The sequence below is a fragment of the Pseudomonas sessilinigenes genome, assembly GCF_003850565.1.
Taxonomy (GTDB): Bacteria; Pseudomonadota; Gammaproteobacteria; order Pseudomonadales; family Pseudomonadaceae; genus Aquipseudomonas; species Aquipseudomonas sessilinigenes.
The window spans coordinates 4,358,798-4,372,102 of sequence record NZ_CP027706.1 but is presented as its reverse complement, the minus strand read 5'-3'; the positions used below and the strand labels follow the sequence as shown (position 1 = coordinate 4,372,102).

The 13,305-nt window shown below is 55.0% G+C and carries 24 protein-coding genes; all 24 read right to left on the bottom strand.

Going from position 1 to position 13,305, the window contains the following annotated elements:
* Nucleotides 1–3: 3 nt before the first annotated feature.
* Nucleotides 4–180 (bottom strand): 50S ribosomal protein L30, encoded by a 177-nt coding sequence (gene rpmD, locus C4K39_RS20260; protein WP_003176408.1) that lies wholly within the window; start codon nt 178–180, stop codon nt 4–6.
* Between the two features lie 2 nt (nt 181–182).
* Complete coding sequence (gene rpsE, locus C4K39_RS20255) at nt 183–683, bottom strand: 30S ribosomal protein S5 (RefSeq protein ID WP_022641371.1); 501 nt, start codon at nt 681–683, stop codon at nt 183–185.
* A 3-nt stretch (nt 684–686) separates the two neighbouring features.
* The gene (gene rplR / locus C4K39_RS20250) at nt 687–1,037 is read right to left on the bottom strand and encodes a 50S ribosomal protein L18 (protein WP_022641372.1); all 351 of its coding nucleotides are present in this window, start codon (nt 1,035–1,037) and stop codon (nt 687–689) included.
* 10 nt (nt 1,038–1,047) lie between these two features.
* The gene (rplF, locus tag C4K39_RS20245) at nt 1,048–1,581 is read right to left on the bottom strand and encodes a 50S ribosomal protein L6 (protein ID WP_068577548.1); all 534 of its coding nucleotides are present in this window, start codon (nt 1,579–1,581) and stop codon (nt 1,048–1,050) included.
* A gap of 12 nt (nt 1,582–1,593) precedes the next feature.
* Nucleotides 1,594–1,986, bottom strand: a complete 393-nt coding sequence (gene rpsH, locus C4K39_RS20240) for a 30S ribosomal protein S8 (RefSeq protein ID WP_011063773.1) — start codon at nt 1,984–1,986, stop codon at nt 1,594–1,596.
* A 206-nt stretch (nt 1,987–2,192) separates the two neighbouring features.
* Nucleotides 2,193–2,498 (bottom strand): 30S ribosomal protein S14, encoded by a 306-nt coding sequence (gene rpsN, locus C4K39_RS20235; RefSeq protein ID WP_022641375.1) that lies wholly within the window; start codon nt 2,496–2,498, stop codon nt 2,193–2,195.
* Between the two features lie 13 nt (nt 2,499–2,511).
* Nucleotides 2,512–3,051 carry a 50S ribosomal protein L5 gene (gene rplE, locus C4K39_RS20230; RefSeq protein ID WP_022641376.1) on the bottom strand — a complete coding sequence of 180 codons (540 nt, stop codon included), beginning with the start codon at nt 3,049–3,051 and terminating at the stop codon, nt 2,512–2,514.
* A gap of 20 nt (nt 3,052–3,071) precedes the next feature.
* A complete protein-coding gene (gene rplX / locus C4K39_RS20225) occupies nt 3,072–3,386 on the bottom strand; it encodes a 50S ribosomal protein L24 (protein WP_010443924.1) in 315 nt (104 codons plus the stop codon).
* An 11-nt stretch (nt 3,387–3,397) separates the two neighbouring features.
* The gene (gene rplN / locus C4K39_RS20220) at nt 3,398–3,766 is read right to left on the bottom strand and encodes a 50S ribosomal protein L14 (protein WP_002555479.1); all 369 of its coding nucleotides are present in this window, start codon (nt 3,764–3,766) and stop codon (nt 3,398–3,400) included.
* A 23-nt stretch (nt 3,767–3,789) separates the two neighbouring features.
* Nucleotides 3,790–4,056, bottom strand: coding sequence for a 30S ribosomal protein S17 (gene rpsQ, locus C4K39_RS20215; RefSeq protein ID WP_003194644.1), 267 nt, complete (start codon nt 4,054–4,056; stop codon nt 3,790–3,792).
* Nucleotides 4,057–4,058: 2 nt separating this feature from the next.
* Nucleotides 4,059–4,250: a 50S ribosomal protein L29 gene (gene rpmC, locus C4K39_RS20210; protein ID WP_002555481.1), complete on the bottom strand. Its 192-nt coding sequence runs from the start codon at nt 4,248–4,250 to the stop codon at nt 4,059–4,061.
* On the bottom strand, nt 4,250–4,663 hold the full coding sequence (gene rplP / locus C4K39_RS20205) for a 50S ribosomal protein L16 (RefSeq protein ID WP_003228729.1): 414 nt from the start codon (nt 4,661–4,663) through the stop codon (nt 4,250–4,252). The genes rpmC and rplP overlap by 1 nt, the downstream gene beginning before the upstream one ends.
* A 12-nt stretch (nt 4,664–4,675) precedes the next feature.
* Complete coding sequence (gene rpsC, locus C4K39_RS20200; RefSeq protein ID WP_007924192.1) at nt 4,676–5,362, bottom strand: 30S ribosomal protein S3; 687 nt, start codon at nt 5,360–5,362, stop codon at nt 4,676–4,678.
* Nucleotides 5,363–5,375: 13 nt separating this feature from the next.
* Nucleotides 5,376–5,708 (bottom strand): 50S ribosomal protein L22, encoded by a 333-nt coding sequence (gene rplV / locus C4K39_RS20195; RefSeq protein ID WP_003304070.1) that lies wholly within the window; start codon nt 5,706–5,708, stop codon nt 5,376–5,378.
* Nucleotides 5,709–5,721: 13 nt separating this feature from the next.
* The gene (rpsS, locus tag C4K39_RS20190) at nt 5,722–5,997 is read right to left on the bottom strand and encodes a 30S ribosomal protein S19 (RefSeq protein ID WP_002555486.1); all 276 of its coding nucleotides are present in this window, start codon (nt 5,995–5,997) and stop codon (nt 5,722–5,724) included.
* Between the two features lie 16 nt (nt 5,998–6,013).
* Nucleotides 6,014–6,838: a 50S ribosomal protein L2 gene (gene rplB, locus C4K39_RS20185; RefSeq protein WP_058436290.1), complete on the bottom strand. Its 825-nt coding sequence runs from the start codon at nt 6,836–6,838 to the stop codon at nt 6,014–6,016.
* 14 nt (nt 6,839–6,852) lie between these two features.
* Nucleotides 6,853–7,152, bottom strand: coding sequence for a 50S ribosomal protein L23 (gene rplW / locus C4K39_RS20180; protein ID WP_002555488.1), 300 nt, complete (start codon nt 7,150–7,152; stop codon nt 6,853–6,855).
* Nucleotides 7,149–7,751, bottom strand: coding sequence for a 50S ribosomal protein L4 (gene rplD / locus C4K39_RS20175; RefSeq protein WP_068577550.1), 603 nt, complete (start codon nt 7,749–7,751; stop codon nt 7,149–7,151). Before rplD ends, rplW begins: the two co-directional genes overlap by 4 nt.
* Nucleotides 7,752–7,763: 12 nt before the next feature.
* On the bottom strand, nt 7,764–8,399 hold the full coding sequence (rplC, locus tag C4K39_RS20170) for a 50S ribosomal protein L3 (protein WP_007924205.1): 636 nt from the start codon (nt 8,397–8,399) through the stop codon (nt 7,764–7,766).
* 80 nt (nt 8,400–8,479) lie between these two features.
* A complete protein-coding gene (gene rpsJ / locus C4K39_RS20165; RefSeq protein WP_003186070.1) occupies nt 8,480–8,791 on the bottom strand; it encodes a 30S ribosomal protein S10 in 312 nt (103 codons plus the stop codon).
* A 140-nt stretch (nt 8,792–8,931) separates the two neighbouring features.
* Nucleotides 8,932–10,125 carry an elongation factor Tu gene (gene tuf / locus C4K39_RS20160; protein ID WP_011063776.1) on the bottom strand — a complete coding sequence of 398 codons (1,194 nt, stop codon included), beginning with the start codon at nt 10,123–10,125 and terminating at the stop codon, nt 8,932–8,934.
* Nucleotides 10,126–10,159: 34 nt separating this feature from the next.
* On the bottom strand, nt 10,160–12,307 hold the full coding sequence (fusA, locus tag C4K39_RS20155) for an elongation factor G (protein ID WP_068577551.1): 2,148 nt from the start codon (nt 12,305–12,307) through the stop codon (nt 10,160–10,162).
* A gap of 30 nt (nt 12,308–12,337) precedes the next feature.
* Nucleotides 12,338–12,808: a 30S ribosomal protein S7 gene (rpsG, locus tag C4K39_RS20150; protein ID WP_007925959.1), complete on the bottom strand. Its 471-nt coding sequence runs from the start codon at nt 12,806–12,808 to the stop codon at nt 12,338–12,340.
* 112 nt (nt 12,809–12,920) lie between these two features.
* Nucleotides 12,921–13,292 (bottom strand): 30S ribosomal protein S12, encoded by a 372-nt coding sequence (gene rpsL / locus C4K39_RS20145; RefSeq protein WP_003186084.1) that lies wholly within the window; start codon nt 13,290–13,292, stop codon nt 12,921–12,923.
* Between the last annotated feature and the right edge of the window lie 13 nt (nt 13,293–13,305).

Here is a 13,305-nt window from a genome sequence, read left to right as displayed (position 1 = left end):
CGATTAACCCTCGACACGCAGCATGTAGTAAGCCTTGTTGATCATCCCGCGGTTCTCGGGAGTATCCTGGACTTCTACAGTGTGACCGATGCGACGCAGGCCCAGACCCTTAACGCACAGCTTGTGGTTAGGGATACGGCCGGTCATGCTTTTGATCAGCGTTACTTTAACGGTAGCCATGATCAGATGATCTCCTGGACGCTTTTGCCACGCTTGGCGGCAATGGATTCAGGGGACTGCATTGCTTTCAAACCCTTGAAAGTGGCGTGAACCACGTTTACTGGGTTAGTCGAGCCGTAGCACTTGGCCAGAACGTTCTGAACGCCAGCAACTTCGAGAACAGCACGCATAGCGCCGCCAGCGATGATACCGGTACCTTCAGAAGCAGGCTGCATGTACACCTTCGAAGCGCCATGAGCGGACTTCATTGCGTACTGCAGAGTAGTGCCATCCAGATCAACCTGGATCATGTTGCGACGAGCAGCTTCCATTGCCTTCTGGATCGCAGCAGGCACTTCACGCGACTTGCCACGGCCGAAGCCAACACGGCCCTTACCATCACCAACCACGGTCAACGCGGTGAAAGTGAAGATACGGCCGCCTTTAACGGTTTTGGCTACGCGGTTAACTTGAACCAGCTTCTCGATGTAGCCTTCGTCGCGCTTTTGGTCGTTATTGGACATAACTTAGAACTCCAGCCCAGCTTCACGAGCAGCCTCAGCCAGCGCCTTGACGCGGCCGTGGTACTTGAAGCCAGAGCGGTCGAAAGCCACCTGCGAGACGCCAGCGGCTTTTGCACGCGTAGCGACCAGCTGGCCAACCTTAGTGGCCGCGTCGATGTTGCCGGTGGCACCATCACGCAGTTCTTTATCCAAAGTCGAGGCACTTGCCAGGACTTTGTTGCCGTCGGCCGAAATGACCTGGGCGTAGATGTGCTGCGAAGAGCGGAACACGCAGAGACGCACGACTTCGAGTTCGTGCATTTTCAGGCGTGCTTTGCGAGCGCGACGCAGTCGAGTAACTTTTTTGTCGGTCATTTGCTATGCCCTACTTCTTCTTGGCTTCTTTACGACGGACGACTTCGTCCGCGTAGCGCACACCTTTACCTTTATAAGGCTCTGGTGGACGGAAGTCGCGGATCTCAGCGGCCACTTGACCTACCAGCTGCTTATCGATGCCCTTGATCAGGATATCGGTCTGGCTAGGAGTCTCAGCGGTAATGCCTGCCGGCAGTTCGTAATCCACTGGATGCGAGAAGCCGAGGGCCAGGTTCAGCACTGTGCCTTTTGCTTGTGCCTTGTAACCAACACCGACCAGCTGGAGCTTACGCTCGAAGCCTTGGCTTACGCCTTGGACCATGTTGTTTACCAGTGCACGGGTAGTACCGGCCATTGCGCGAGTTTGTTGGTCGCCGTTGCGAGCAGCGAAACGCAGCTCACCAGCTTCCTGAACAATTTCAACGGAGGCGTGTACGTTCAGTTCGAGAGTACCCTTGGCACCCTTCACCGAAAGCTGTTGGCCGGCGAATTTTACTTCGACGCCAGCTGGCAGCTTAACGGGGTTCTTAGCGACGCGAGACATGCTTATCCCCCCTTAGAACACAGTGCAAAGAACTTCGCCGCCGACACCGGCAGCGCGCGCAGCACGATCAGTCATCACACCTTTGTTGGTGGAGACGATAGACACGCCAAGGCCGCCACGTACTTTCGGCAGCTCTTCAACGGACTTGTACTGACGCAGGCCTGGACGGCTAACGCGCTTCACTTCCTCGATGACCGGACGGCCTTCGAAGTACTTCAGCTCGATGGACAGCAGAGGTTTGATTTCGCTGCTGATCTGATAACCCGCGATGTAACCTTCGTCCTTCAGGACTTTTGCTACAGCCACCTTCAGCGTGGAAGACGGCATGCTTACGACGGACTTTTCAGCCATCTGGGCATTACGGATTCGAGTTAGCATGTCCGCTAACGGGTCCTGCATACTCATGGGCTAGATGCTCCTGATACAAAAAGAATTAGCCTTGCGGCTACAACTATCGCCGAGAAATCCCGGGCAAAAAACACGGGCTCAGGCGAGCCGGTCATTCTAGACACACCCCAGAAATGAATCAAGCCCCATAAGGGGCTTGATTCACACTCAAGACCACCGGCGATCGGGTTCTCTCGACCCCGACCACGGCAGCTTTGATGTCATTACCAGCTGGCTTTGACCAGACCTGGTACGTCACCACGCATGGCAGCTTCACGCAGCTTGTTACGGCCCAGGCCGAACTTGCGGTAAACGCCGTGCGGACGACCGGTCAGGCGGCAGCGGTTACGCATGCGCGATGCGCTAGCGTCACGTGGCTGCTTCTGCAGAGCGACAGTAGCTTCCCAACGGGCTTCTGGACTTGCGTTCAGATCCACGATGATAGCTTTCAGCGCTGCACGCTTGGCGGCGTACTTGGCAACGGTGAGCTGACGCTTCAGCTCACGGTTCTTCATGCTCTTCTTGGCCATTTTCCTACTCCAATCAGTTGCGGAACGGGAATTTGAAAGCACGCAGCAGAGCGCGGCCTTCGTCATCGTTCTTGGCAGTGGTGGTCAGGGTAATGTCCAGACCGCGGAGAGCATCGATCTTGTCGTAATCGATTTCCGGGAAAATGATCTGCTCTTTCACGCCCATGCTGTAGTTGCCACGACCGTCGAAGGACTTGGCATTCAGGCCGCGGAAGTCGCGAACCCGAGGCAGGGAGATCGACAGCAGACGATCCAGGAACTCGTACATACGCTCACGACGCAGGGTCACTTTGACACCGATCGGCCAGCCTTCGCGGACTTTAAAGCCAGCGATGGATTTACGAGCGTGAGTCACAACGACTTTCTGGCCGGTGATCTTTTCCAGGTCAGCAACAGCGTGTTCGATGACTTTTTTGTCGCCGATCGCTTCGCCCAGACCCATGTTCAAGGTGATCTTGGTAACGCGCGGAACTTCCATCACGTTCGAAAGCTTAAGTTCTTCCTTAAGTTTCGGAGCGATTTCCTTCCGGTAAATCTCTTGTAGTCGTGCCATGGTCTTCTACCTAGCAGTGTTCAAGCATCAACCGCTTTTTGGGTCGACTTGAAGACACGAATTTTTTTGCCATCTTCTACTTTGAAACCAACGCGGTCAGCCTTGTTGGTTTCGCTGTTGAAAATAGCGACGTTGGAAGCGTGCAGTGGCGCTTCTTTCTCGACGATACCGCCCTGTACGCCCGACATCGGGTTAGGCTTGGTATGGCGCTTGACCAGGTTCAGGCCACCAACGACCAGACGGTCGTCAGCCAGAACCTTAAGCACTTTACCGCGCTTACCTTTGTCTTTGCCGGCGATCACGATGATCTCGTCGTCACGACGAATCTTTTGCATGTCGGATCTCCTTACAGCACTTCTGGGGCGAGCGAGACGATCTTCATGAACTTCTCAGTACGAAGTTCACGGGTCACTGGCCCAAAGATACGGGTGCCGATCGGTTCTTGCTTGTTGTTCAGCAGAACAGCAGCGTTGCCATCAAAGCGGATGATCGAGCCATCTGCACGGCGAACGCCGTGACGAGTGCGGACTACGACAGCAGTCATCACTTGGCCTTTTTTCACCTTACCGCGAGGAATTGCTTCCTTGACGGTAACCTTGATGATGTCACCGATACCAGCGTAACGACGATGGGAGCCACCCAGCACCTTGATGCACATAACGCGGCGAGCGCCGCTGTTATCGGCCACATCGAGCATGGATTGAGTCTGAATCATATAATTTCTCCGACCCCTAGCCCTTAGACTTCCACAGCGCGTTCGAGAACATCAACCAGGGCCCAGGACTTGGTCTTGGCCATCGGACGAGTTTCACGAATAGTGACCTTGTCGCCGATGTGGCACTGGTTGGTTTCGTCGTGCGCGTGCAGCTTAGTCGAACGCTTAACGTATTTACCGTAGATAGGGTGCTTAACGCGACGCTCGATCAGAACGGTGATGGTCTTGTCCATCTTGTCGCTGACAACACGGCCAGTCAGCGTACGGACAGTTTTTTCGGCTTCAGCCATGATTACTTACCTGCCTGCTGGTTGAGCACAGTCTTCACGCGAGCGATGTCACGCTTAACTTGCGAGAGCAGATGAGACTGCCCCAACTGGCCAGTTGCTTTCTGCATACGCAGATTGAACTGGTCGCGCAGCAGGCCGAGCAGTTGCTCGTTCAGCTGCTGTGCGGATTTTTCACGAAGTTCATTCGCTTTCATCACATCACCGTCCGCTTAACAAAGGAGGTGGCGAGCGGCAGCTTTGCAGCAGCCAGGGCGAAAGCCTCACGCGCCAGCTCTTCAGAAACACCCTCGATTTCATACAGGACTTTGCCTGGCTGAATCTGGGCAACCCAGTATTCGACGTTACCCTTACCTTTACCCATCCGAACTTCGAGTGGCTTCTTGGAAATAGGCTTGTCCGGGAATACACGGATCCAGATCTTACCGCCACGCTTTACGTGACGGGTCAGGGCACGACGTGCCGACTCGATCTGACGAGCGGTGAGACGACCACGAGCAACAGACTTCAGCGCGAACTCGCCGAAGCTGACTTTGCTACCGCGCAGCGCCAGACCACGGTTGTGGCCGGTCATTTGCTTGCGGAACTTCGTACGCTTTGGTTGCAACATTTGGCGTACCCCTTACTTAGCAGCTTTTTTACGAGGCGCTGGTGCTTGTGGCTTCAGCTCTTCTTGGCGACCACCAATTACTTCGCCTTTGAAGATCCAAACCTTCACACCGATCACACCGTAGGTGGTGTGAGCTTCGTAGGTGGCATAGTCGATATCGGCACGCAGGGTGTGCAGTGGCACACGACCTTCGCGATACCATTCAGTACGTGCGATTTCAGCACCGCCGAGACGACCGCTCACTTGGATTTTGATGCCTTTGGCACCAATGCGCATGGCGTTCTGTACGGCGCGCTTCATAGCGCGACGGAACATTACACGACGCTCCAGCTGCTGAGCTACGCTCTGGGCAACCAGCATACCGTCGAGCTCCGGCTTGCGGATCTCTTCGATATTGATGTGCACAGGCACACCCATTTGCTTGGTCAGGTCCTGACGCAGTTTTTCAACATCTTCACCTTTCTTGCCGATCACGATGCCGGGACGAGCGGTGTGGATGGTGATGCGTGCAGTTTGAGCCGGACGATGAATATCGATACGGCTTACGGACGCGCTTTTTAGTTTGTCTTGGAGATACTCACGCACATTCAGATCTGCGAGCAAATAGTCCGCATAAGTCCGACCGTCTGCGTACCAGACGGAGGTGTGCTCCTTGACGATTCCCAGGCGAATGCCAATGGGATGTACTTTCTGACCCATCTCTTCGACTCCGTTACTTGTCAGCAACCTTGACAGTGATATGGCAAGACCGCTTGACGATGCGATCAGCACGGCCTTTGGCACGTGGCATGATGCGCTTCAGCGAACGCCCTTCGTTGACGAAAACGGTGGAGACCTTCAGGTCATCAACGTCTGCGCCTTCGTTATGCTCGGCGTTGGCTACGGCCGACTCCAGCACTTTCTTCATGATCTCGGCGGCTTTCTTACTGCTGAAAGCCAGCAGGTTGAGCGCATCGCCCACCTTCTTCCCGCGGATCTGGTCGGCGACCAAGCGGGCTTTCTGGGCGGAGATTCGAGCGCCCGACAACTTAGCGGCTACTTCCATCGTTCCTTACCCCTTAACGCTTGGCTTTCTTGTCAGCCACGTGCCCGCGATATGTACGGGTACCGGCGAACTCGCCCAGTTTGTGGCCGACCATGTCTTCGTTCACGAGAACTGGAACATGCTGACGACCGTTATGCACAGCAATGGTCAGACCGACCATTTGTGGCAGGATCATGGAACGGCGCGACCAGGTCTTAACTGGTTTGCGATCGTTCTTTTCCGCCGCCACTTCGATCTTCTTCAGTAGGTGAAGATCAATAAAAGGACCTTTTTTCAGAGAACGTGGCACTGTCGTATCCCTCTATTTACTTGCGACGACGGACGATCATTTTGTCGGTACGCTTATTACCACGAGTCTTCGCGCCCTTAGTCGGGAAGCCCCATGGCGATACCGGATGACGACCACCGGAGGTACGACCTTCACCACCACCATGTGGGTGGTCAACCGGGTTCATGGCAACACCACGAACGGTTGGGCGAACGCCACGCCAGCGTTTGGCACCAGCTTTACCCAGCGAACGCAGGCTGTGCTCGGAGTTCGAGACTTCGCCCAGGGTCGCGCGGCACTCAGCCAGCACTTTACGCATTTCACCAGAGCGCAGACGCAGGGTCACATAGACACCCTCGCGAGCGACCAGCTGAGCCGAAGCACCAGCGGAACGAGCGATTTGCGCGCCTTTACCCGGCTTCAGCTCGATGCCGTGTACGGTGCTACCAACTGGAATGTTACGCAGCTGCAGAGCGTTGCCCGGCTTGATCGGTGCCAGAGCACCTGCGATCAGCTGGTCGCCAGCGCTCACGCCTTTAGGGGCGATGATGTAGCGACGCTCGCCATCTGCATAGCACAGCAGGGCGATGTGAGCAGTACGGTTTGGATCGTATTCGATACGCTCGACGGTGGCAGCGATGCCATCCTTATCGTTGCGACGGAAGTCGACCAGACGGTAATGCTGCTTATGACCACCACCAACGTGACGAGTAGTGATACGGCCATTGTTGTTACGACCACCAGACTTCGATTTTTTCTCGATCAGCGGTGCGTGAGGAGCGCCTTTATGCAGCTCCTGGTTGACCACCTTGACCACAAAACGGCGGCCAGGGGAAGTCGGTTTGCATTTAACGATTGCCATGATGCGCCCCTTCCTTACTCAGCACTGCTGCTGAAATCGAGATCTTGGCCTGGCTGAAGGGAGATAACTGCCTTCTTCCAGTCATTACGCTTGCCCAGACCGCGAGCGGTACGCTTGCTCTTACCCAGAACATTCAGGGTAGTAACGCGTTCCACTTTCACGCTGAACAGGCTTTCGACGGCCTTCTTGATTTCCAGCTTGGTTGCATCGGTAGCAACCTTGAAAACGAACTGGCCTTTCTTGTCTGCCAGAACCGTAGCCTTCTCGGAAACGTGCGGGCCAAGCAGAACTTTAAATACGCGTTCCTGGTTCATCCCAGCAGCTCCTCGAATTTCTTCACGGCCGACACAGTGATCAACACTTTGTCGTATGCGATCAGACTAACTGGATCGGAACCTTGCACATCACGAACATCAACGTGCGGCAGGTTGCGAGCAGCCAGGTACAGGTTCTGATCAACAGCGTCAGACACGATCAGAACGTCGGTCAGACTCATGCCGTTCAGTTTGCCCAGCAGATCTTTGGTTTTTGGAGTTTCAACAGCGAAATCCTGAACCACGACCAGACGATCAGTACGCACCAGCTCAGCAAGGATGGAACGCATTGCTGCGCGATACATCTTCTTGTTCAGCTTCTGGGAGTGATCCTGTGGACGAGCTGCGAAAGTGGTACCGCCGCCACGCCAGATTGGGCTACGGATAGTACCGGCACGAGCACGGCCAGTACCTTTCTGACGCCATGGGCGCTTGCCGCCACCGGAAACGTCGGAACGGGTCTTTTGCTGCTTGCTACCCTGACGGCCGCCGGCCATGTAGGCCACGACTGCTTGGTGAACCAGCGTCTCGTTGAATTCGCCGCCAAATGTCAGTTCGGAAACTTCGATCGCTTGAGCGTCATTTACATTTAATTGCATGTCAGCTTCCCCTTAACCGCGAGCCTTGGCAGCCGGACGCACAACCAGATTGCCGCCAGTAGCGCCAGGAACGGCACCCTTGACCAACAACAGATTGCGTTCAGCGTCGACGCGCACTACTTCCAGGGACTGTACGGTCACGCGCTCAGCGCCCATGTGACCGGACATTTTCTTGCCCTTGAATACACGACCAGGAGTCTGGCACTGGCCAATAGAACCCGGGACGCGGTGGGAAACGGAGTTACCGTGGGTGTTATCTTGACCGCGGAAATTCCAACGCTTGATGGTACCGGCGAAGCCTTTACCTTTCGACTGACCGGTAACATCTACCAGTTGGCCAGCAGCGAAGATTTCTGCATTGATCAGATCGCCAGCTTGGTACTCGCCTTCTTCAAGACGGAATTCCCAAACGCCACGACCGGCAGCAACGTTCGCTTTAGCGAAGTGACCTGCTTGAGCAGCAGTCACGCGCGAAGCACGACGCTCACCTACAGTGACTTGCACTGCACGATAGCCATCGGTTTCTTCAGTTTTGAACTGGGTGACGCGATTCGGCTCGATCTCAATGACCGTGACCGGAATGGAGACACCTTCTTCGGTGAAAATACGGGTCATACCGCATTTACGACCGACTACACCAATAGTCATGTTGTAAACCTCATGAGTGTACGGGGCTTTCACCCGCTATGGCCGCCCATTTCAGAGCGTTACACGACTAAGACCGAGTCTTAGCCGAGGCTGATCTGCACTTCCACACCTGCCGCAAGATCAAGCTTCATAAGAGCATCAACGGTTTTATCCGTTGGCTGGACGATGTCCAGTACACGCTTATGAGTACGGATCTCGTACTGGTCGCGCGCGTCTTTGTTGACGTGCGGAGAAACCAGAACGGTGAACCGCTCTTTACGAGTAGGCAGTGGAATTGGACCACGCACTTGAGCACCAGTACGTTTCGCGGTTTCCACGATTTCCTGGGTGGATTGGTCGATCAGGCGATGGTCAAAAGCCTTCAACCTGATACGGATTTGCTGATTTTGCATTGGATTTCAGACTCCAGGCTGCTATTCCCACCGGGCGCAATACGCCCGTTAAAAGGAGGCGCAATTCTATAGACGGCCCCACAGAGTGTCAACCCAATAAAAAAGCCCCCGCAAGCGGGGGCTTCTTTATGAGTCGTCGATTACTCGATGACTTTGGCTACGACGCCAGCGCCGACGGTACGACCGCCTTCACGGATAGCGAAACGCAGACCATCTTCCATCGCGATGGTTTTGATCAGAGTGACAGTCATCTGGATGTTGTCACCTGGCATTACCATTTCAACGCCTTCTGGCAGTTCGCAGTTACCGGTCACGTCAGTAGTACGGAAGTAGAACTGTGGACGGTAGCCTTTGAAGAACGGAGTATGACGGCCGCCTTCTTCTTTGCTCAGAACGTAAACTTCAGCGGTGAACTTGGTGTGCGGCTTAACGGTGCCTGGCTTAACCAGAACCTGGCCACGCTCAACGTCGTCACGCTTGGTGCCACGCAGCAGAACGCCACAGTTCTCACCAGCACGACCTTCGTCCAGCAGCTTACGGAACATCTCAACGCCGGTGCAGGTAGTTTTCTGAGTATCGCGCAGACCAACGATCTCAACTTCTTCCTGGATGCGAACGATACCACGCTCAACACGGCCAGTTACCACGGTGCCACGACCGGAGATCGAGAACACGTCTTCGATTGGCATCAGGAACGGCTTGTCGATAGCACGCTCTGGCTCTGGGATGTAGGTGTCCAGAGTTTCTACCAGACGCTTAACAGCGGTGGTACCCATTTCGTTGTCGTCTTGGCCGTTCAGAGCCATCAGAGCCGAACCGATGATGATCGGAGTGTCGTCACCTGGGAAGTCGTAAGTGCTCAGCAGGTCGCGCACTTCCATCTCAACCAGTTCCAGCAGCTCAGCGTCGTCAACCATGTCAGCCTTGTTCAGGAAGACAACGATGTACGGAACGCCTACCTGACGGGACAGCAGGATGTGCTCACGAGTTTGTGGCATCGGACCATCGGCAGCCGAGCAAACCAGGATCGCGCCGTCCATCTGGGCAGCACCAGTGATCATGTTTTTTACGTAGTCGGCGTGACCTGGGCAGTCAACGTGCGCGTAGTGACGAATGTTCGAATCGTACTCTACGTGCGCAGTGTTGATGGTGATACCACGAGCCTTTTCTTCTGGGGCGCTGTCGATCTTGTCGAAGTCAACACGAGCCGAACCGAAAACTTCGGAGCAAACGCGAGTCAGAGCAGCGGTCAGAGTGGTTTTACCGTGGTCAACGTGACCGATGGTGCCAACGTTGACGTGCGGTTTGTTACGTTCAAATTTTTCTTTAGCCACGACAATTAACTCCTAGCCTAAAGGGGAGGCTGAATCAGCCTTGTTTTTTAACGAGAGCTTCGACGATGTTCGACGGAGCTTCGGCGTATTTGGAGAATTCCATGGAGTAGCTCGCGCGACCCTGAGACATGGAACGAACGTCGGTTGCATAACCGAACATCTCACCCAGTGGCACTTCGGCACGAATCACCTTGCCGGACACCGAGTCATCCATACCCTGGATCAGACCACGACGACGGTTCAGGTCACCCATCACGTCACCCATGTAGTCCTCTGGGGTTACTACTTCAACCTTCATGATCGGCTCAAGCACAACACCGCCACCCTTCTGGGCCAGCTGCTTGGTCGCCATGGAGGCCGCTACCTTGAACGCCATCTCGTTGGAGTCGACGTCGTGGTAGGAACCATCAAACACGGTAGCCTTCAGGCCGATCAGCGGATAGCCGGCAACGACGCCGTTCTTCATCTGCTCTTCGATACCCTTCTGGATAGCCGGGATGTATTCCTTAGGAACCACACCACCAACAACTTCGTTGGTGAAGACCAGGCCTTCGGTAATGTTGCCGTTCGCATCGACGTCTGGCTCCGAGAAACGGATCCAGCAGTGACCGAACTGACCGCGACCGCCGGACTGACGAACGAACTTGCCTTCGATCTCAACGTTGCTCTTGCTGATCTTCTCGCGGTACGAAACCTGCGGCTTGCCGATGTTGGCCTCGACGTTGAACTCGCGCTTCATGCGGTCAACGAGGATGTCCAGGTGCAGCTCACCCATACCCGAGATGATGGTTTGACCAGTCTCTTCGTCAGTCTTGACGCGGAACGACGGGTCTTCCTGAGCCAGCTTGCCCAGTGCAATACCCATCTTCTCCTGGTCCTGCTTGGTTTTCGGCTCTACAGCTACCGAAATCACAGGCTCAGGGAAGTCCATACGCTCAAGGATGATCTGCTTATCGAGATCGCACAGAGTGTCACCGGTGGTGACGTCCTTCATGCCGATCAGAGCAGCGATATCGCCTGCACGTACTTCCTTGATCTCTTCGCGTTGGTTGGCGTGCATCTGCACCATACGACCAACGCGCTCTTTCTTGCCCTTGACCGAGTTGATCACGGAGTCGCCCGAGCTCAGGAAGCCCGAGTAAACGCGCACGAAAGTCAGAGTACCAACGAACGGGTCAGTGGCAATCTTGAACGCCAGAGCAGAGAACGGCTCAGCATCGTCTGCGTGACGCTCGTCGTAATCCGCGTCAACCAGCTCGTCCTTCGGCTTCTCAATGAGGTCCGGATGGATACCTTTGATCGCAGGGATCTCGGTAGGAGCAGGCAGGAAGTCGATGACAGCGTCGAGAACCAGGGGAACACCCTTGTTCTTGAACGAAGAACCGCAGACAGCAGGAACGATCTCGCTGGCCAGGGTACGAGCACGCAGACCGGCCTTGATTTCTTCGGCGGTCAGGTCACCTTCTTCAAGGTACTTGTTCATCAGCTCTTCGTTGGCTTCGGCAGCAGCTTCAACCATGTTGGAGCGCCACTCGTTGGCCAGGTCCAGCATATCGGCAGGAATTTCTTCCTCGCGATAGGTAGTACCCTTGTCGTCGTCGTTCCAGTAGATCGCCTTCATCTTGATCAGGTCGACCTGACCCTGGAAGTTATCTTCCGAGCCAATAGCCAACTGAACCGGAACCGGGGTGTGACCCAGGCGGTTCTTGATCTGGCCAACTACACGCAGGAAGTTGGCACCGGCGCGGTCCATCTTGTTCACGTAAACAACACGTGGAACACCGTACTTGTTGGCTTGACGCCATACGGTTTCAGACTGAGGCTCAACACCGGAAGTACCACAGAACACAACGACCGCGCCGTCGAGTACGCGCAGAGAGCGCTCTACTTCAATGGTGAAGTCTACGTGACCAGGGGTATCGATAACGTTTACACGATAGTTATCGTATTGGCCGCGCGACCCTTTCCAGAAGGTAGTAACAGCAGCGGAGGTAATGGTAATACCACGCTCCTGCTCCTGTACCATCCAGTCTGTAGTAGCCGCGCCGTCATGCACCTCACCCATCTTGTGGCTGAGACCTGTGTAAAACAGGATCCGCTCGGTAGTGGTAGTCTTGCCCGCGTCAACGTGGGCACAGATACCGATGTTACGGTAGCGGTTGATTGCTGTAGTACGAGCCATAAAGCCCTCGCAAATTGAATGATGCCGATATTAGAAGCGGTAGTGCGAGAAAGCCTTGTTGGCTTCAGCCATACGGTGAACGTCTTCACGCTTCTTAACTGCAGCACCTTTGCCTTCGGCAGCGTCCAGCAGTTCGCCAGCCAAACGCAGAGCCATAGACTTCTCGCCGCGCTTGCGCGCGAAGTCTACCAACCAGCGCATTGCCAGAGCGTTACGACGGGACGGACGAACTTCGACCGGAACCTGGTAAGTAGCACCGCCTACACGGCGCGACTTCACTTCGACCAGCGGAGCGATGGCGTCGAGAGCTTTCTCGAAGATTTCCAGGGGATCGCTGTTCTTGCGTTCTTTAACTTTTTCCAGCGCGCCATAAACGATACGCTCGGCAACGGCTTTCTTGCCGCTTTCCATTACGTGGTTCATGAACTTGGCGAGGATCTGGCTTCCGTATTTCGGATCGTCCAGAATCTCACGCTTGGCTGCTACGCGACGTCTTGGCATTGATAAGCCCTCAAACGGTCTTCAGGTTAGCTCGGGACAGCTACCAACAAAGGAGACGTGCCCGACCTTACTCTTATCGACTCAATATAAATAAAATCTGCAAAACGACCGATTACTTCGGACGTTTGGTACCGTACTTCGAACGACCCTGGTTACGACCTTTAACGCCGGAGGTATCCAGAGAGCCGCGAACGGTGTGGTAACGAACACCTGGCAAGTCTTTTACACGGCCGCCGCGAATCAGTACGACGCTGTGCTCTTGCAGGTTGTGGCCTTCACCACCGATGTACGAGGAAACCTCGAAACCGTTGGTCAGACGCACACGGCATACTTTACGCAGTGCCGAGTTAGGTTTTTTCGGCGTAGTGGTGTACACGCGAGTGCACACGCCACGACGCTGCGGGCAGTTCTGCAGCGCAGGCACGTCGGATTTCTCGACGATGCGCTTACGCGGCTGACGTACCAGCTGGTTGATAGTTGCCATCTACTAGCTCCAC